This is a genomic window from Promicromonospora sukumoe, from assembly GCF_014137995.1.
Lineage (GTDB): Bacteria > Actinomycetota > Actinomycetes > Actinomycetales > Cellulomonadaceae > Promicromonospora > Promicromonospora sukumoe.
In genome coordinates this window covers 864,382-882,555 of sequence record NZ_JACGWV010000001.1, presented here as the reverse complement: position 1 = coordinate 882,555, position 18,174 = coordinate 864,382, and the positions used below count along the sequence as shown (strand labels likewise).

At 73.5% G+C, this 18,174-nt stretch carries 18 protein-coding genes; 5 read left to right on the top strand and 13 right to left on the bottom strand.

Annotated elements, in window-relative coordinates; all coding sequences use genetic code 11:
- The first annotated feature begins 26 nt into the window (after positions 1–26).
- Entirely contained in the window at positions 27–1,310 is a 1,284-nt protein-coding gene (locus tag FHX71_RS03955; protein ID WP_182614519.1) for a DUF418 domain-containing protein, read from the top strand.
- 146 nt (positions 1,311–1,456) lie between these two features.
- Here FHX71_RS03955 and FHX71_RS03950 read toward each other — a convergent pair whose 3' ends face one another.
- Positions 1,457–1,777 (bottom strand): hypothetical protein, encoded by a 321-nt coding sequence (locus FHX71_RS03950; protein WP_182614518.1) that lies wholly within the window; start codon positions 1,775–1,777, stop codon positions 1,457–1,459.
- Positions 1,778–1,894: 117 nt separating this feature from the next.
- On the opposite strand from FHX71_RS03950, the gene FHX71_RS03945 reads away from it, so the two are divergent.
- Positions 1,895–3,256: a DUF8814 domain-containing protein gene (locus FHX71_RS03945; RefSeq protein ID WP_220489471.1), complete on the top strand. Its 1,362-nt coding sequence runs from the start codon at positions 1,895–1,897 to the stop codon at positions 3,254–3,256.
- A 64-nt stretch (positions 3,257–3,320) separates the two neighbouring features.
- Here FHX71_RS03945 and FHX71_RS03940 read toward each other — a convergent pair whose 3' ends face one another.
- Positions 3,321–4,592, bottom strand: a complete 1,272-nt coding sequence (locus FHX71_RS03940; RefSeq protein WP_182614517.1) for an MFS transporter — start codon at positions 4,590–4,592, stop codon at positions 3,321–3,323.
- 60 nt (positions 4,593–4,652) lie between these two features.
- On the opposite strand from FHX71_RS03940, the gene FHX71_RS03935 reads away from it, so the two are divergent.
- On the top strand, positions 4,653–5,051 hold the full coding sequence (locus FHX71_RS03935) for a MerR family transcriptional regulator (protein WP_182614516.1): 399 nt from the start codon (positions 4,653–4,655) through the stop codon (positions 5,049–5,051).
- A 60-nt stretch (positions 5,052–5,111) separates the two neighbouring features.
- Here the strand turns inward: FHX71_RS03935 and FHX71_RS03930 are convergent, their stop codons facing one another.
- From FHX71_RS03930 to rpsB, 7 genes are all read right to left on the bottom strand, one after another.
- Positions 5,112–5,654 carry a DivIVA domain-containing protein gene (locus tag FHX71_RS03930; protein ID WP_036969347.1) on the bottom strand — a complete coding sequence of 181 codons (543 nt, stop codon included), beginning with the start codon at positions 5,652–5,654 and terminating at the stop codon, positions 5,112–5,114.
- 5 nt (positions 5,655–5,659) lie between these two features.
- Positions 5,660–6,820: a dual-specificity RNA methyltransferase RlmN gene (gene rlmN, locus FHX71_RS03925; protein WP_182614515.1), complete on the bottom strand. Its 1,161-nt coding sequence runs from the start codon at positions 6,818–6,820 to the stop codon at positions 5,660–5,662.
- Complete coding sequence (locus tag FHX71_RS03920) at positions 6,820–7,656, bottom strand: phosphatidate cytidylyltransferase (RefSeq protein ID WP_182614514.1); 837 nt, start codon at positions 7,654–7,656, stop codon at positions 6,820–6,822. The genes rlmN and FHX71_RS03920 overlap by 1 nt, the downstream gene beginning before the upstream one ends.
- Positions 7,657–7,706: 50 nt before the next feature.
- Complete coding sequence (gene frr, locus FHX71_RS03915; RefSeq protein ID WP_182614513.1) at positions 7,707–8,264, bottom strand: ribosome recycling factor; 558 nt, start codon at positions 8,262–8,264, stop codon at positions 7,707–7,709.
- A 107-nt stretch (positions 8,265–8,371) separates the two neighbouring features.
- On the bottom strand, positions 8,372–9,127 hold the full coding sequence (pyrH, locus tag FHX71_RS03910; RefSeq protein ID WP_182614512.1) for a UMP kinase: 756 nt from the start codon (positions 9,125–9,127) through the stop codon (positions 8,372–8,374).
- Between the two features lie 285 nt (positions 9,128–9,412).
- The gene (tsf, locus tag FHX71_RS03905) at positions 9,413–10,252 is read right to left on the bottom strand and encodes a translation elongation factor Ts (RefSeq protein ID WP_182614511.1); all 840 of its coding nucleotides are present in this window, start codon (positions 10,250–10,252) and stop codon (positions 9,413–9,415) included.
- A gap of 105 nt (positions 10,253–10,357) precedes the next feature.
- Complete coding sequence (gene rpsB / locus FHX71_RS03900) at positions 10,358–11,332, bottom strand: 30S ribosomal protein S2 (RefSeq protein WP_182614510.1); 975 nt, start codon at positions 11,330–11,332, stop codon at positions 10,358–10,360.
- A 520-nt stretch (positions 11,333–11,852) separates the two neighbouring features.
- Here rpsB and FHX71_RS03895 point away from each other — a divergent pair.
- Complete coding sequence (locus tag FHX71_RS03895) at positions 11,853–12,533, top strand: M23 family metallopeptidase (protein ID WP_246402185.1); 681 nt, start codon at positions 11,853–11,855, stop codon at positions 12,531–12,533.
- A gap of 34 nt (positions 12,534–12,567) precedes the next feature.
- On the opposite strand, the gene FHX71_RS03890 is transcribed toward FHX71_RS03895, so the two are convergent.
- On the bottom strand, positions 12,568–13,521 hold the full coding sequence (locus FHX71_RS03890; protein WP_312876918.1) for a tyrosine recombinase XerC: 954 nt from the start codon (positions 13,519–13,521) through the stop codon (positions 12,568–12,570).
- 162 nt (positions 13,522–13,683) lie between these two features.
- On the opposite strand from FHX71_RS03890, the gene FHX71_RS03885 reads away from it, so the two are divergent.
- Positions 13,684–14,640: a quinone oxidoreductase family protein gene (locus FHX71_RS03885; RefSeq protein WP_220489468.1), complete on the top strand. Its 957-nt coding sequence runs from the start codon at positions 13,684–13,686 to the stop codon at positions 14,638–14,640.
- A 154-nt stretch (positions 14,641–14,794) separates the two neighbouring features.
- Here the strand turns inward: FHX71_RS03885 and dprA are convergent, their stop codons facing one another.
- The 3 genes from dprA to FHX71_RS03870 are packed head-to-tail and all read right to left on the bottom strand — an operon-like array spanning position 14,795 to position 18,103.
- Positions 14,795–16,081 (bottom strand): DNA-processing protein DprA, encoded by a 1,287-nt coding sequence (gene dprA, locus FHX71_RS03880; RefSeq protein WP_182614509.1) that lies wholly within the window; start codon positions 16,079–16,081, stop codon positions 14,795–14,797.
- Positions 16,074–17,621 carry a YifB family Mg chelatase-like AAA ATPase gene (locus FHX71_RS03875; protein WP_182614508.1) on the bottom strand — a complete coding sequence of 516 codons (1,548 nt, stop codon included), beginning with the start codon at positions 17,619–17,621 and terminating at the stop codon, positions 16,074–16,076. Before FHX71_RS03875 ends, dprA begins: the two co-directional genes overlap by 8 nt.
- Positions 17,621–18,103, bottom strand: coding sequence for a YraN family protein (locus tag FHX71_RS03870; RefSeq protein ID WP_182614507.1), 483 nt, complete (start codon positions 18,101–18,103; stop codon positions 17,621–17,623). The genes FHX71_RS03875 and FHX71_RS03870 overlap by 1 nt, the downstream gene beginning before the upstream one ends.
- Positions 18,104–18,174 lie beyond the last annotated feature (71 nt).

The following is an 18,174-nucleotide window of genomic DNA, read 5'->3' as shown; positions in this document are numbered from 1 at the left end:
AGCCCGTGGCCTGCTGAGATGTACCCATGACGACCACCGCCCTCACCCGAGGACCCGTCCAGGCCGCCGAACGTTCACCCGCACCCGATCTGGCACGCGGGTTCATGCTCCTGCTGATCGCGGTAGCGAATACGCCCTACTACCTGTGGGCCAGCGAGATGAGCGGCGGTGCGTCGCACCCGGTCGACGGCTCCGCGCTGGACAAGGTGGTCGACTTCCTCATCATCACCACCGTGGACCTGCGGACGTACCCGATGTTCGCGTTCCTGTTCGGCTACGGGATGATGCAGCTCTACAACCGGCAGGTGTCCTCGGGCACCCCGGAGAAGGCGGCCCGACGACTGCTGCAGAAGCGCAACTGGCTGCTGCTGGCGTTCGGGTTCGTGCACGCCGCGCTGCTCTGGATGGGCGACGTGCTGGGCGCGTACGGCCTCGCCGGACTGCTCATGGTGTGGCTGTTCTTCCAGGTCAAGGACCGCACCCTGATCGTCTGGACGTCGGTGTTCGGCGGGCTGCTGACCATCGGCACGGTCTTCTCCGTGATCGGCGCCTGGTTCGTGGCACAGCTCCCCGCGGACGACCCCACGGCGCGCAGCATCGCCTCCGACCTGGCTCCGTCGAGCGACTCGATGGCCACGACGTCGTACCTCGTCTCGATCGCCGAGCGCCTGGGCTACTGGACGCTCGGCACGTTCCTGCAGGGCCTGCTCGTCCTGGTGGTCCCGATGATGCTCCTGCTCGCCTTCTGGGCCGGCCGCCGCCGCATCCTGGAGCACCCGGGCGAGCACCTGACCCTGCTGCGGCGGGTCGCGGTCGTGGGCATCACGATCGGCTGGCTGGGCCCGCTGCCCTCCGCGCTCGACCACGTGGGCGTCATCGACGTGCCCGACCACGCCGCCTTCGTCTTCTACCCCGTGCAGTTCCTCACCGGGTTCTTCGGCGGCCTGGGGTACGTGGCGCTGTTCGGCCTGATCGGTCACCGCGTCGCCCAGCGGCGCAGCGGGCCGCCGTCGGGCAACCTGTTCCTCACGGACGGGCCGTTCACGGGTGCCGTCCAGGCGGTCGGCAAGCGGTCGCTGACGTCCTACCTGCTGCAGTCCGTGCTGTGCGCGCCGGTCCTCGCCGCGTGGGGGCTCGGGCTCGGCCAGTACCTCAGCTCGTGGAGCATGCTGCTCTACGCCGCGCTGGTCTGGGGGCTCACCGTCGCGTTCGCCGTCTGGCAGGAACGCACCGGCCGCCGCGGCCCCGCCGAGGTGGCGCTGCGCCGGCTGGTCTACGGCCGCCCGGCCCGGAAGCCCGCGACCCCCTGACGGCGGGGGCGCCGGCGGGGGTGCGGCGAAAGTGCGCTTCTACCCAGCTATTACGCCCGGAATCAGCTCGGTTCCGGGCGCAATGACGGGGTAGAAGCGCACCTCTGACATCGGCGCAGCGCGCCGCGCGCCGACGGCGGCGGAGGTCAGGCCGGGAACGAGTCCACTGGCTCGTCCACGCCGTCGCCGTCGGTGTCCACGGAGATCGTCGACGTGCCGGCGACGGTCTCCACGACGACGTCGGGCACGCCGTCACCGTCGGTGTCGTACAGCTCGACGTCGGGCACGCCGTCGCCGTCGTAGTCCTCGAACTGGGCGTCCACCACGCCGTCGCCGTCGGTGTCGGCGACCTCGACGTCCGGGATGCCGTCACCGTCGAGGTCGTACTTGCCGGGCTTGTCGGCCAGGAACTCGGACACGTCGTTCTCCTTGCTGGTCTGGGGCCACCGCCGTTCCGGTGTCGCCACTGGGTACTCCTCCGATCATGCCCCACCCGAGGCGCCTCCTGGGTCCCGGGGCGAGCCGCCCGAAATTTCACCCGCTTCCCCTCGCGGGTGAAATAGTCCGTCGCCTACATTCAGCACATGCTGATCCAGGTACGCAGTTCCCGACCCCGTGCCGCGCTCCTGGCGGCGACCACCTGCACCCTCCTGATCGTCTCGGCCACGGCCGCCTCGGGCACAGCCCTCTCCGGCACGGTCTCGGGCGCGGCCGCAGCGGCCGTGGTCCCGGCCACCGGGTCGGGGCCCGGCGACGCCGCGCAGACCTGGTCGGTCGGCATCGACTCGCCCGGGTCCGACGACGCCGGGGTCCGCGCCTCGGACGAGGGGCTGCGCCTCGACGTGGCGGACGCCGACGACCCGGCCGGACCCGCGCAGGAAGCCGGAGACGCGGCCGACGCGTCTCCCGGCTCGACCGCCGACCGCGAGGCCTCCGGCCAGCTCGTCGACGAGCCCGTGGACCTCGTCTCCCCCGTGCGCACCGTCGCCGCCGTCGTCGACGCGGCGACGCCGGAGGGCACCTCCGTCCTGGTCGACGTGCGGGGCCGGCTCGCCGAGGAGGGCCCCGACACGTGGACCGAGTGGGTCCCGGCCGGCTCGCCGCTGCCGGTGGCGTCCGCGACCGTCCAGGCGCGCGTCACGCTCGTCGGCACGGACGACGTCACCCCGACCGTGCGAGAGGTGACGCTCACGCCCGAGGCCGCGCGGTCGCGGTCGCTGCAGGAGGTCGAGACCCGGGCGAAGTCCGACGGGCAGTCGTACCGTCTCTTCGCGACCCGCGAGGGGCTGGTGGGCGGTACCACCGCGAACGGGCACGTCATCACGGAGCGCGACCACTTCGTCGCCCTGCCGTCGCGGCGCGGACTGTCGTCGAAGGGCTCGGGCAGCTACTCGGTGCGGGTCTGCGCCGCGAGCACCGACCGCTGCGCGTACGCCCCGGTGTGGGACGTGGGCCCGTGGAACACCACGGACGACCACTGGAGCCCGTCCGGCACCCGGCAGTCGTGGGCCGACCTGCCGCAGGGCAAGCCCCAGGCCCAGGCCGCCTACCAGGACGGTTACAACGGCGGGCGGGACGGCTTCGGGCGCAAGGTCGCCAACCCGGCGGGGATCGACCTGGGCGACGGCACGTTCTGGGACGCCCTCGGGCTGAGGGACAACGCCTGGACCACCGTGACCTACCTGTGGACCGGGTCCGGCCCGAAGGGCGTCGTGCGCACCAGCGGAGGGCCGCTGACGGTCCGGTCGGGGCCGAGCACCAGCAGCGCCGCCGTCGGGCAGGCCGGGCGGTACGCGAACGTCCTGATCGAGTGCACCACGACCGGCACCACCGTGGACGGGTACTACGGCACCACGAACGTGTGGAACCGGATCGGGCCGGGCAACTGGATCTCGGACGCCTACGTGAACACCGGGTCGAGCGGCCCGGTCGCCCCCACCTGCTGACCCGCCCGCACGTGTCAGACGTACAGGTCACCCGAGGGACCTGTAGGTCTGACACGGCGGTAGCTCAGGCTCGGCGGACCGCCACGGCCAGGCCCACCGCGGCGACGCCGACCACCGGCCCGGCCAGCAGGGGCAGGGCCGCCACACCCGGCCCCGCGACCACGAGCGACGCGAGCGCGGCCCCGACGGCGATCCCGCCGTTGAACAGCACCGGGATCAGCGCGCCGGCGAACGAGCGGCGCTCGGGCCCGGCCAGGCGCAGGATCAGTGTCTGCGCGAAGGGCGGCATGCCGCCCGACACGATGCCCCACACCACGACGACGGCGAGACCGACCACCGGGCCGGCGTCGACCACGGTGAGCCCGAGCACGGCGAGCGCGGTCGCGGCCACGCTCACCACGAGCGCCGGGCCGCTGCGGTCGCCGAGCCGGCCCGCCAGCACGACGCCGACCGCCGACGCGAGCCCGAACGCGAGGAGCAGGCTGCTCATCCCGCCCGGCAGCGCCTCGGCGGGCGCCTCCGCGAGCCGGGTGATGTACGTGTAGGCGCCGTAGTGACCCACCAGCACCAGCGCGACCAGGCCCGTCACGGTCAGGAGGCGACCGGTCCCCCGCCGCGCCGCGACCTCGCCGGCGTTCCCAGCCCCGACGGAAGCGTCGCCGTCAGCCACCGCCGCCCGGGCCACGACCAGCCGGACCGCGCCGGCGGCCAGCAGGCTGAGGGCCGCGAGGGCCCAGAACGCGGCCCGCCAGCCGGCGGCGTCGGCCACGAGGCGGGCCAGGGGCGTGCCCACCACCATGCCGAGGGTCGCCCCGCCGAGCACGACGGCGATCGCGCGGCCCAGCAGCCGGTCGGGCACCAGGTCGGCGACGTGCGCGTTGGTCGTGGCCCACAGCAGGCCGACGGCGGCCGCCCCGAGCACCCGGGCGCCGACCGCCACCTGGAACGTCGGGGCGACGGCCGTGAGCGCGGACGACAGCGCGAGGACGGCGAGGCCCCCGGCGATCACCGCGCGACGGTCCCACCGGCGCGTCAGCCGCACCAGCGGGAAGCTCAGCACCACGACGACGGCGGCCCATGCCGAGACCAGCAGGCCGGTGCTCGACTCCGCGACGCCGAGGCCGGTGCTCATCTGCTGGAGCACCGCCGTGGGCAGCATCTCGGCGGTGACCATGAAGAGCGTCCCGGCGCCCAGCACCAGGAGGGAGGGCCACGGCAGGACGCCGTCGGGCCGTGCCGCGGGGTGTGGCCCGGACCCTGCTGCGGGGCGGACGGGACCCTCCGGAGAGGTGTCCGTGCTGGTCGGGGCGGCCGAGGAAGCGCCTGTCGTGTCCATGCCGACCACGCTAAAGTTTGACACTGGTGTCAATGTCAAGGCCCTGCCCGGAGGTGGATCGTGCGCATCGGTGAGCTGGCGACGCGGACGGGTGTGACGACCCGTCTGATCAGGTACTACGAGCAGCAGGACCTGCTCACGGCGGACCGGGCCGACAACGGCTACCGCACCTACACGGAGGCCGACGTCGAGCGGGTCGAGCGGGTGGCCGGCCTGGTCCAGGCCGGCATCCCGACCCGGCTGGTCAAGGTCCTCCTCGACGCCGAGGACGCCGCGGACCGCGAGGACCCGACCTGCCCGCGCGAGGTCGCCGAGCAGCTCGCCACGGAGCTCGTCGGCGTCCAGGCACGCATCGACTGCCTCACCCGGAGCCGCGACTCGATCCGCAGGTTCCTGACGGCGACCCAGCACGAGGTACTGCTCCGGGAAGCGCAGGAGCCCGCGGCCGTCGCCGTCTGACCTGCGAACAGGTCGGAGGACGAGGGACGCGGGCTCTGTGCCGCAGCTCGGGGCGAAGAGTCACTCGACCCCGAGCAGTACCTCCACCGCACGGCTCAGGAACGCGTCGACCGAGGCCTCGTCGTAGGCCTCCGGCCCACGGGCCCGGCCGAACGTCGCCGACCGGATGTCTCCGGCCGTCAGCGGCTCCTGCCGGTCGAAGTAGCCGATCAGGCGGTCGCACAGGTCGTCGACGTCGTCCTTGTCGTACCCCTGCGAGCCCCGGTCGGCGGGCGCGAACTTCTCGCCGTCCGGCCGGCCCAGCCGCCCGTACAGCGAACGCGCACGCTCGGCGAGCGCGTTCATCCAGGCCTGCTGACCGTGCGCCGCCGCGTACTCCGCACGCTGCCGCGCGATGAACGCCGCCTCGAGACGGTCGAGCGCCGCGTCGACCTCGTGGGTGTTGTACCCACCGCGGGTCAGGTCGAAGGTCGAGGCCTGGATGTCGGCACTCGTCAGCCGGTCCGCCGTGCGTCCCTCGTACGCCTGCCGGGCATGCTCGAAGAACTCGTCGACCTCGTCCTTGTCGTACCCGGTGCGCATCGCGGGCACGCTGTTGAACATCCCACTCACTCGTCGTCCTCCTCAGCCGCCAGCTGCCCGCAGGCACCGTCGATGTCGCTGCCGCGGGTGTCACGGATAGTGGTCGGGATCCCGTGACCGCGCAATCGTGCCACAAACTCGTCCTCGACATCCCGGTCGCTCGCGGTCCAGATGGAGCCCGGCGTCGGGTTGAGCGGGATGGGGTTCACGTGCACCCAGCCCTTGCCCCGCGAGTTGAGCTTCTCGCCCAGCAGGTCGGCCCGCCAGCCGTGGTCGTTCATGTCCTTGATGAGGGCGTACTCGATGGACACGCGGCGCCCGGTCACCTCGAAGTAGTTCCGCGCGGCGTCCAGCGTCTCGTCGACGTTCCAGCGCGTGTTGATCGGCACGAGCTCGGAGCGCAGGTCGTCGTCGGGCGCGTGCAGCGACAGCGCGAGCGTCACCGGGATGCCCTCCTTGGTGAGCTTCTGCATGGCCGGGACCAGGCCCACCGTGGACACCGTGATGTTGCGGGCCGACATGCCGAGGCCGTCGGGCTGCGGCGCCACGAGCGTGCGCACCGTCTCGATGACCGCCTTGTAGTTGGCCAGCGGCTCGCCCATGCCCATGAACACCAGGTTGTTCAGCCGGGTCACGCCGCCGGGGATCTCGCCGTCGGCCAGCGAGCGGAACGCGGCGCGGACCTGCTCCAGGATCTCCGCCGTCGACAGGTTGCGGGTCAGGCCGAGCTGGCCCGTCGCGCAGAACGGGCAGGCCATGCCGCAGCCGGCCTGGCTGGACACGCAGAGCGTGGTGCGGTTCGGGTAGCGCATGAGCACCGACTCGACCTTGGCGTCGTCGAACAGGTGCCACAGCGTCTTGACCGTGGTGCCGCCGTCGGCCTCGAGCTTGCGCGTGGGGCGGATGAGCTGCGGGAACATCGTCTCAGCGAGGGAGTCCCGGGTCTTCGCCGGGAGGTCCGTCATCTGCGCGGCGTCGCTCGTGTAGTGCGTGAAGTAGTGCGTGGCGAGCTGCTTGGCCCGGAAGGCCGGCTCCCCTGCCTCGACCACCGACGCCACGCGCTCCTCGGGCGTGAGGTCGGCGAAGTGCCTCGGCGGCTTGCCGCGGCGCTTCGGCGCCATCTGGAGCGGGATCGCCGGGGTCTCGTCCGAAGGACGCACGACAGGCTGGGCAAGGGGAGTTTTCATCAGGCAACCACCGAGAGCACGAGATAGACGAAGGGCGCTGTGATGACCAGCGAGTCGAGGCGGTCCAGCACGCCCCCGTGCCCCGGGAGCAATGAGCCCATGTCCTTCAATTCTAGGTCACGCTTGAGGAGCGACTCGGCGAGATCGCCGACCGTGGCAGTGACGGCGGTCATGACGCCGAGCGCGACGCCGAGGATCGGGCTCTCGCCCAGCCCGTAGACCGCGCCGAGCACGCCCACCACCGTGGCCAGCACGATCGAGCCGGCCAGGCCCTCCCAGGACTTCTTGGGGCTGACGGTCGGCGCCAGCGGGTGCCGGCCGAGCAGCACGCCGGCGATGTAGCCGCCGGTGTCGTTGGCGACCGCCAGGAGGATGAACAGCGCCACGCGGATCTCGCCGTCGGGCTGGGCGAGCATGAGCACCACGAAGCCGGCCAGGAACGGCAGGTACGACGCCGCGAAGACCGCCGCCGCCGAGTCCCGCACCGCGCTGAGGCCGGAGCCGTCGAGCGCCCGCCACACCACGGCCGCGGCCACGGTGAGCACGAAGGCGACGAACAGCGCCTCCGGACCGCCCCGGTACGCGGACACGATCATGCCGGCGGCACCCACGAACAGCGGGACCATGGGCAGCCGCAGGTCACGGCGCGCGAACGCCTGCCGCAGCTCCCAGAGCCCCGCGCACAGCAGCACGATCACGAGCAGCACGAACGGCTCGGGTCGCCAGTACAGCGACGCGCCGACGACGCCGAGCAGGCCGACGCCCACCAGGATCGCGGCGGGCAGGTTACGGCCCGCGCGCGACGTCTTCGCGGCAGGTACGGGGTCGAGGCTCACGGCGGGGTGCGCATTGTCTCGCTCTGTTCTGTCTCGAGGCGGTGCGGGCATCAGACCTCGAGCAGCTCGCTCTCCTTGCCGGCGAGCAGCTGGTCGATCATCTCGACGTGGCTCTTGGTGATCTTGTCCAGCTCCTTCTCCGCGCGCACGACCTCGTCCTCGCCGGCCTCGCCGTCCTTGACGATGCGGTCCAGCGTCTCCTTGGCCTTGCGGCGGATGTTGCGCACCGAGACGCGCGAGTCCTCGGCCTTCGACTTGGCGAGCTTCACGTAGTCGCGGCGACGCTCCTCCGTCAGGGAGGGCAGCACGATGCGGATGGCGTTGCCGTCCGTCGCCGGGTTCACACCCAGGTCCGAGTCGCGCAGCGCCTTCTCGACGGCGGGGACCGAGCTCTTGTCGAACGGCGCGACCAGCACGGTCCGCGCGTCCGGGATGTTGAAGGACGCGAGCTGCTGCAGCGGCGTGGGCGCGCCGTAGTAGTCGACGGTGATCTTGCTGAACATGCCGGCGTTGGCGCGGCCGGTGCGGATGCCCGCGAAGTCCTCCTTGGCGACCTCGATCGCCTTCTCCATCTTTTCCTCGGCTTCGAGGAGGGTCTCGTCGATCACCACTGCTCCTGTCGTTGGTCTACGGGTGGTGCCGGGGCCACTCTACGGACACTTTGCCCGGCTACCGAAAGGTTCGCGCGTTACCCGGCCCGGCCGGGCCGCACGGGTCAGCGCGTCGTGATCAGCGTGCCGATCGGCTCGCCGGCGAGCGCACGGGTCACGTTGCCCTCACCCTCCATGCCGAAGACACGCATCTGGACGTCGTTGTCGCGGCACATGGCCAGCGCGGTGTCGTCCATGACGCCGAGGCGGTTCACGAGGGCGTCGGTGTAGGTCAGGTGGTCCAGCTTCTTCGCGTCCGGGTTGCGGCGCGGGTCGGAGTCGTACACGCCGTCGACCCCGTTCTTGCCCATGACGACCTGCTCGCAGCCCGTCTCCAGGGCGCGCTGCACCGCCACGGTGTCGGTGGAGAAGTAGGGCATGCCGGCGCCCGCGCCGAAGATGACCACGCGGCCCTTCTCCAGGTGCCGGATGGCGCGCAGCGGGATGTACGGCTCGGCGACCTGGCCCATCGTGATGGCGGTCTGGACGCGCGTCTTGACGCCGGCCTGCTCCAGGAAGTCCTGCAGGGCGAGGCAGTTCATGACCGTGCCGAGCATGCCCATGTAGTCGGCGCGGGCGCGGTCCATGCCGGCCACGCTCAGCTCGGCGCCGCGGAAGAAGTTCCCGCCGCCGACGACGATGGCGACCTGCACGCCGTCGCGCACCGCCACGCCGATCTCCTTGGCGATCCGTCGGACCACGTCGGCGTCCAGCCCCACGCTCCCACCGCCGAACGCCTCGCCCGACAGCTTCAGGAGCACTCGCCGGGCCGGCTTGCCCTCCTCGTCCACCGCGAAGTTCTGGGTCGCCTCGTCACTCACTGGTCCGTCACCCTTCGATCGTCACTGCCGGGACACCGGCCCTCCCGGAATACTGCGCCCGACTCGCGGGCGACGCACCTCTGCGTCAGGCAGAGGCCTCCGGGCCGACCTCGAGACCCCTGGTGCGACGAGGAGCCCGCCCCGCTCTACGCCACACCGAAAGTATCGAAGCCGTGCCACGCCCCGACGGAGCGTGGCGTGCGGTCCGACCCCATTGCATGGAGCCGGCCGCGTATGCGTCGGCCCGGCCCGCGCCGAGGCGCGGACCGGGCCGAACGAGCTGCGTCAGGAACCGACGCGGAAACGCACGAACGCGGTGAGGGAACCGTTCACGGAGGCGACGTGCTTGCCCACCGTGGTCTTCGGGTCCTTCGCCAGCGGCTGGTCGATCAGGACGACCTCCTTGAAGAAGCCGTTCAGGCGACCCTCGACGATCTTGGGCAGCGCCGCCTCCGGCTTGCCCTCGTTCTTCGAGGTCTCCAGAGCGATCTCGCGCTCCTTCTCGACGACGTCCGCCGGGACGTCCTCACGCGTGAGGTACTTCGGGGCCATCGCGGCGACGTGCTGCGCGATGTCCTTGGCGACGGCCTCGCCGGCCTCGTCGGTGACGACGAGGACGCCGATCGACGGCGGCAGGTCCTTGGCCGTCTTGTGCAGGTAGGTCGTGACCTTCGGGCCCTCGACGCGCGCGACGCGGCGCAGGACGAGCTTCTCGCCCAGCGTGGCGCCCTGTGCGGCGATGAGCTCGGCGACGGTGCCCTCACCGGCGGGAGCGGCGGCGGCCGCGACCTCGTCGGCGGCACCCGCGGCGGCGGTGGCCTCCAGGACGGCGTCGGCCAGCGAGATGAACTTCTCGTTCTTGACGACGAAGTCGGTCTCGGCGTTCAGCTCGATCATGGTGGCGACCTGGCCGGCCGCGGTGTCCTCGACCTTGACGGCGACGAGACCCTCGGACGTGGCGTTGCCCTCGCGCTTGGCGGCGCGGGCCAGGCCCTTGGTCCGGATGATCTCGATGGCCTTCTCGGCGTCACCGTCGGCCGCGTCCAGGGCCTTCTTGACGTCGAGCATGCCGGCGCCGGTCCGCTCACGCAGCGCCTTGATGTCAGCGGCGGTGTAGTTCGCCATTGTTCTGGTCCTCCGTGCAGTCGTGTTGTTCGTGGGAGGTCGTACGACCCGAGGAACGGTGCGCCGACCGGGCCGACCCGAGGTCGGCCCGGTCAGCGCAGCACGTCACTTCTCGGTGTCGGCCTCGGGGGCAGCCTCGACGGCGGCCTCCTCGGGGGCGGCGGCCGGAGCGGCCTCGGCGGCCTCGACGGCCTCCACGACCTCGGCCGGAGCGGCCGGGGTGGCGGCGGCAGCGGCCTCGGCGGCCGCCTCGTCGACGGTGCCCTCGGCGGTCGCGGCCGGGGTCTCGACCGTGCCCTCGGTGGTGTCACCGGCCAGGAGCTCGCGCTCCCACTCGGCCAGCGGCTCGGCGGCGGCCTCGGCCTCGGCACCGGTCTTGCTGCCACCCGAGTGGCGCTGCATGAGGCCCTCGGCGGCGGCGTCCGCGATCACGCGGGTGAGCAGCGTGACGGAACGGATCGCGTCGTCGTTGCCCGGGATCGCGTAGTCGACCATGTCGGGGTCGCAGTTGGTGTCGAGGATCGCCACGACGGGGATGCCCAGCTTGCGGGCCTCGTCCACCGCGAGGTGCTCCTTGTTGGTGTCGACGATCCAGACGGCCGAGGGAACCTTGGCCATGTCACGGATACCGCCGAGGGTGCGCGCGAGCTTGTCCTTCTCGCGGCGCAGCACCAGGAGCTCCTTCTTCGTGAGGCCCGAGGCGGCCACGTCGTCGAAGTCGATCTCCTCGAGCTCCTTGAGGCGCTGGAGACGCTTGTGCACCGTGGTGAAGTTGGTGAGCATGCCACCGAGCCAGCGGTGGTTCACGTAGGGCATGCCGACGCGCGCGGCCTGCTCGGCCACCGGCTCCTGGGCCTGCTTCTTGGTGCCGACGAACAGGATCGAGCCGCCGTGGGCGACCGTCTCCTTGACGAAGTCGTAGGCGCTGTCGATGAAGTGCAGCGACTGCTGCAGGTCGACGATGTAGATGCCGTTGCGCTCCGTGAAGATGAAGCGCTTCATCTTCGGGTTCCAACGGCGGGTCTGGTGTCCGAAGTGGACACCGCTCTCGAGGAGCTGGCGCATGGACACGACGGCCATGACACGTCCTTTCGGTGCGGTCCGGGATCGACCCGGGGCTCCGCACGCATTTCAGGCGGCACAGGACGTAAGGCCTGGGCCACGGTTCGGTTGGCGGCGCCTTCTCGTGAAGGTGCCCCTGGCGCCACGTCGTGCCCGACGCCGACCCTGGGGGCCGGACCACTGCCGGACGCGACTCGGTGTGACGCGCGATGTCGACCAGGTGTTCTTCCTGTCAGGCAGGCAGTCAGCGGAGCTGGACGCCTGCCGGACGGGCAGCACATGCCGGTCGCGGGTTGAAGTCTACCCGACCGGGTCCCGCGGCGAGGACCCGCGCGGCAGGTCTCCGCTGTGACGTCGCCCGCGCCGTCCGGGCCGCCGCGCCGGGGGTTGTCGCGGTAGGTCGGGGCGACCTCCGGGAGACCCTCCCGACGGCGCCGGCTGGGAACGAGCGCGACCACAGGGGCGCTCCGGGGCCTGTTGTGCACAGGCGGGCTTTTCCCTCCGGACGACGGCGGTCACGCCGGGTGATGCTCACGGCATGACGACTCCTCCTCGCCGCACCTTCCTGGGCCGCACCTTCCTTCGCCACCGTGCTCGCCGCCGCCCGGGGCTCGACGGACCGGGCGCTCGTGCCCGCTCCGCGGTCCACCGGGTCCCGGCCCTCGTCCTGACGGCGCTGCTCGCGGCCGCCCTGGTGCTGCTCGGGACCGCGCCGCCCGCGGGCGCGCTGCGCACCGGGCCCGACGTCGGGGTCCGGGCCGATGTGGACGCCCCGCCCGGGACCGGCTACGTGCCGCCGGTCGCGGGTGTGGACCCGCCGGCCGGCGTGGAGCACGTGTTCGACCCGCCCGAGGAGCTGTGGGGCGCGGGGCACCGGGGCGTCGACCTGGCTGCCGCCGCGGGGGCCTCCGTGGTGTCCCCCGGTCCCGGCGTGGTGACCTTCGCCGGGCAGGTCGCGCGGCGCGGCGTCCTGGTGGTCACCCACCCGGGCGGTCTGCGCTCCAGCCTGGAGCCGGTCGCCGCGTCCGTGCCGGTCGGGGCCGCCGTCGCCGCGGGAACCCCGGTCGGCGTCGTGGAAAGCCCTCCGGGCGACGGCGCGGCGCCGGGCCACTGCGCGCCACGGTCCTGCGTGCACTGGGGCGTGCGGCGCGGCGAGCGCTACATCGACCCGCTGTCGCTGCTCGACCGGCCGCCGATCGTCCTGCTGCCGGACCGGTGACGGCTCCACTCAGTGTGCCGCCGGCCGCCCGCGGTCAGGCGCGCGGGAAGGCCTGGGCGTAGACGCTGCGCAGCCGCTCGGCGTCCACGTGGGTGTAGCGCTGGGTGGTCGCGAGGTTGGCGTGGCCGAGCACCTCCTGCACGGCGCGCAGGTCGGAGCCGCCCTGGAGCAGGTGCGTCGCGGCCGAGTGGCGCAGCGCGTGGGGTGCGACGTCGTCGACGCCGGCCTGGGCGGCGAGCCGGTGCACGGCCTCGCGCACCTGGCGCTGGCCCCAGCGGCCGCCGCGCTCCCCCACGAGGAAGGCGTCGCCGGTGGCGGCGGTCATGAACGCGGGGCGGCCGTCGGCCAGCCAGGCGTCGACCGCCCGTGCGGCCGGGATGCCGAACGGGACGACCCGCTCCTTGCCGCCCTTGCCGAGCACCCGGACGAGCCGGTCCCGCGCGTCCACGTGCCCCACGTCGACCGACACCAGCTCGCCCACGCGGATGCCCGCGCCGTACAGCAGCTCCGCGGCGACCCAGGACCGCAGGGCCGCCGGACGGGCGGCCTCGTCCACCTCGTCCGCGGCGGCCCGGGCGCCGTCGAGCAGCCGGCTGGCGGCGTCGACGTCGAGCACCGTGGGCAGGGTGCGCGGCACCTTCGGGCTCGCGAGGCGTGCCGAGGGGTCCACGGGGACCAGACCGGTGCGGTGCGCCCAGCGCAGGAAGGCCCGGGCCGAGGCGCCGCGGCGGGCGAGCGTGGAGCGCGCGAGCCCGCGGTCGGACTGGGACGCGAGCCACCCGCGCAGCAGCGTCAGGTCGATCTCGTCGAGGCTCGTGCTCCCGTGCCGCATCGCGTACCGCAGCAGGTCGGTCACGTCCGCCACGTAGGCACGCCGCGTGTGGGCGGAGTGCCCGCGCTGCGCGTGGAGATAGCTGGCGAAGCGGGACACGGCGTCGGACAACTGCTCGGGCAGCCGAGGCAAGCCGGACAGGTCGGTAAGGTCCACGTTTGCCAGTGTGCCGTCGGACCGGCACGGGGTGAAGAAGGCGCGCCGCCGTTGCGCGGCTCGCTGCCCTCCCTCCGGCGCCCGGTGCCCCGCCGCCCCGTGGCCGGCTCTGCCAGACTGGCCGGTCGGACAGTGCAGTCGGACGAGTGCAGGAGGACCGCGATGATGCGTGCCGTACAGGTGACCGAGTTCGGTGGACCGGAGATGCTCAGGCCCGTCGAGGTGCCGGAGCCGACGCCGGGACCGGGGCAGGTGCTGATCGATGTGTCGCGCATCGGCGTGAACTACGCCGACACGCACCAGATCGAGAACTCCTACCAGACGCCGACCACGCTGCCGTTCGTCCCGGGCAGCGAGGTGGTCGGGCGCACGCCGGACGGACGCCGGGTCGCCGCGCTGACCGGCGGGGGCGGGTACGCCGAGCGCGCGGTCGCAGACGCCGCGATGACCTTCCCCGTCCCCGACGACATCGACGACCTCACCGCGCTGTCGATGCTGGTGCAGGGCACGACGGCGTGGGTGCTGCTGCGCAAGAACGCGCACCTCGAACCGGGTGAGTCCGTGGTCGTGCACGCGGCCGCGGGCGGCGTCGGCACCATCGCGGTGCAGCTCGCCAAGGCCTGGGGCGCCGGCCGGGTCGTCGCGACGGCGAGCACCCCCGAGAAGCGCGAGCTGGCCCTCGACCTCGGCGCGGACGTCGCCGTGGACTCTCGCGCGGACGACATGACGGCGACCCTGATCGAGGCCAACGGCGGCCGCGTCGACATCGTGCTCGACATGGTCGGCGGCACCACGACCGACCAGAGCGTCGCCGCGCTCGCGCCCTTCGGCCGGCTCGTCTTCTACGGCATGGCGGGGCGGGAACAGCCCAAGCCGGTCGAGCTGCGCAACCTGCTCGGCCACAGCAGCACGGTCGCCGGCATGTGGCTGCCGCACGTGTTCCGGCTGCCCGGCAACCTCTACGCCAGGGCGCTGACCGACCTGTTCGACCTCGCCCGGAGCGGCGCGATCCGCGTCGTCGCCGGTGGCGAGTACCCGCTGTCCGATGCTCGCGGGGCGCACGAGGCCCTGCGCTCGCGCGGCACGGTCGGCAAGCTCCTGCTCGACCCGACCGCCTGACGGGCGACCGGGAGCCGGGCCGGGCGCGACGGTGCCCAGGCCCGGCCCCGGCCCCGGCCCCGGCGGCTACCGGACCGGACCGGGCCGACAGTCCCGCTCCAGCCCGGTGGTCCGGACGACCGAGCAGGGCCCGGCAGTCGGCCCCGATCTCCCCTCACCGCCTCCGCCAGCCCCCGTCCTTCTGCTCGGCCAGCCCCATGAGCTCCAGCAGCCCGAGCGCACCCGTCGTGTCGGCGAGCGCCAGCCCGGCGGTGCGCGCGACCGAGCGTTCGTGTGCCGGCTTGCGCACGGGCAGGGCGTCGAGCACCGCCTTCCCGGTCGGGTCGAGGTCGTCGCCGGGCCGCGTCTCGCCCTGCCGCGCGGGCGCTGTCTCGCCGAGGTCGCCGACCAGCTCGGCGGCCTCGGCGGCGTCCGTGACGCAGACCGCGGCGCCTCGCCGCAGGAGCTCGTGGCAGCCGCTGGACGCCATCGACGTGACCGGACCCGGCACCGCCCCCAGCGGACGCAGCAGAGAGGTCGCGTGGTTGGCCGTGGACAGCGCCCCGGAGCGGAGCGCCGCCTCGACCACCACGGTGCCCGCCGTGAACGCGGCGATCAGCCGGTTGCGCTTGAGGAACCGCTGCTTGCCGGGCACCGAACCCGGTGGTACCTCGCTGACCACGGCGCCCTGCGAGACAGTGCGCAGCAGCAGCTCGGTGCTGCTCGCGGGATAGAGCCGGTCGACGCCACCGGCCAGGAAGGCCACGGTCGACACCCCGGAGACGAGTGCTCCCCGGTGCGCCTCCGCGTCGATCCCGGCCGCGCCGCCGGAGACCACCGTGAACCCCCGGTCGGCCAGGCCGCACGCCAGGTCCCGCGTCACGCGGACGCCGTAGCCGGTGCAGGCGCGCGAGCCCACCAGCGAGACGGAGCGGGCCGCCAGCCGGGCCAGGTCCGGGTCGCCCCGCACCCACAGCGACAGGGGTGCGGTGGCGCCGAGCCCGGCGAACGTCGTCGGCCAGCCGGGGTGGTCGGGGGTCAGGAAGGTGCCGCCGTACCGGCCGAGCACGGCGAGCTCGCCCTCGGGGTCCAGCCTTTCGAGCCGGGGCGCCCAGCGCCCCACCGCGGCGACGACCAGCTCCGCGGCCCGCGAACCGGACGCCGACGGCCCCTCGGCGGCCGCCCCGCGCACACGCCCCGGGGCCTCGGCGTGACCGGCCGCACTCTGGACGAGCGCCGGCAGCCCGCCGATGCGCTGCAGCACGGCACCGGCCCGGTCGGGCGCGCGGGCGGCGTCGAGCAGCCAGTCGAGCGCGTCGACAGGACCGAGGTGCTCGACCAGCGCTCCGGCCACCGGGTCCCCGGGCTCGGCGATCCGGCTCCACGCGGCCCGTGCCAGCACGGGGTCTTCCCGGTCGAACCGGAGCCGCGCACGGGGCAGCTCGAAGAGCGGCTCAGCCATGGTCGCCTCCCGTGCGCAGCAGCAGCGCGTTCCCGACGTCGGTCACCGTGGGCGCGGCGCGTCCGGCGAGGTCCGCGATGGTCCAGGCGATCCGCAGCACCCGGTCCACGCCTCGCAGGCTGAGCTTCCCGTCGGTCATCGCCCGCTCGATCGGCGCGAGCAGGCCAGGATGCGGCCGCAGCAGGTCCCGCAGGAACCGCCCCGGCATCTCCGCGTTGGTGGACCAGGGCGTGTCCACGAGCCGCGCGCGAGCGGCCTGCCGGGCGGCGAGGACGCGCGCCGCCACGGCCGACGTCGGCTCCGACGTGCCCTCCATGCGCTCGACCCGGCCGACCGGCTGGACCTCCACCTGCACGTCCACCCGGTCCAGCAGAGGCCCGGAGAGCCGCGCGAAGTACCGGCGCCGCAGCGTGGGCGAGCACGAGCACTCCAGCCCCTTGCCGATCGCGAGCCCGCAGGGGCACGGGTTGGCCGCCATGACGAGCTGGAACCTGGCCGGGTAGCGCGCCGCGCCGCCCGACCGGTGGATCACCAGCTCGCCCTGCTCCAGCGGCTGCCGCAGCGTCTCCAGCACCCGGGCGCCGAACTCCGGGGCCTCGTCCAGGAAGAGAATACCGCGGTGCGCCCGCGACACCGCGCCCGGGCGCGGGATGCCGGAGCCGCCGCCCACCACGGCGGCCTGGGTCGCCGTGTGGTGCGGGTCCTCGTACGGCGGACGGCGGATCAGTCCCCCGCCCGGGTCGAACGTGCCGGCCACGGAGTGCACGGCCGTGACCTCGACGGCCTCGCGGTCGGTGAGGTCGGGCAGGATGCCGGGCAGCCGGGAGGCCAGCATCGTCTTGCCCGCACCCGGCGGCCCGACGAGCAGCAGGTGGTGTCCCCCGGCGGCCGCGACCTCCAGGGCCGCGCGCGGCCGCTCCTGCCCGACGACGTCGGCCAGGTCGCCCGGCAGCCGCGCGGCCAGGGCGGAGCGGGCGGGCCGCACCGCCACCACCTCCCGGACCAGGTCGGGCGGGCCGCCGTGCAGCGCGACCACCTCGGCCAGGCTCGCGGCGCCCACGACCCGGGCGCCCGGCACCAGACGTGCCTCGTCGGCGTCGCCCGCCGCCACCACGACGTCCGGGAACCCCGCGTCCACGGCCGCCGCGACGATGGGCAGCACGCCACGGACCGGCTGGATGCGCCCGTCGAGACCGAGCTCGCCCAGGTGCACCACCTGGTCCAGGCCCGTGGTGCGCATCCCCGGGGACGTCGGCCCGTCGGTGCCGGCGAGGATCGCCACCGCGATCGCCAGGTCGTAGGCGCTGCCCTGCTTGCGCAAGGAGGCAGGCGACAGGTTCACGGTGATCTTCTTGACCGGCCACGGCAGGCCCGTCGAGGAGACCGCGGCGCGCACCCGGTCACGGGACTCGCTCAGCGCCGCGTCGGGCAGCCCCACGAGCGTGAACCCCGGGACCGACGCCGCGAGGTGCGCCTGGACCTCCACCACGTGCCCCTGCATGCCGACGAGCGACATCGCCCGGGTCGTCGCGATCCCCATCAGGACACCGACTCGAGGTGCTCGACGACGGCGGGCCCCTGCCGCTGCAGGGTCACCGCCACCACGTCGACGCGGATGGCGCCGAACCAGGTGCGCACGTCCGGCAGCACCGGCACCGCGCTCGCCGGCCCTGCCTCCCCCGGCAGCCGGGCCGCCTCCGGCAACCACCCGGCCTCAGGCAGCCCGGCCGCCGCGAGGCGGTCGGCGGCAAGCCGTTCCCGGAAGACCGTGAGCCACTGCCCCGTCAGCCGTTTGATCCGCGTCAGCTTGCGCGGCGTCACCGCCTCCGCCGGATGCCCGTACCCCAGGCCCGACCGGGTCTTGACCTCGACCACCACGAGCACGTCGCCGTCGAGCGCGACGATGTCGAGCTCGCCCTCCGTGCCACGCCAGTTGGTGTCGAGCACCTGCCAGCCACGTGCCTCCACGTGCCGCAGGGCGACCCGCTCGCCGTACCGGCCCACACCGTCCTTCTTCGCCATCGCGTCCACCTCCGTGACCAGCCTTGGTCACGAAGGGGTCGTCCGACGGCGCCGGCGGGGTCACCTGTGCA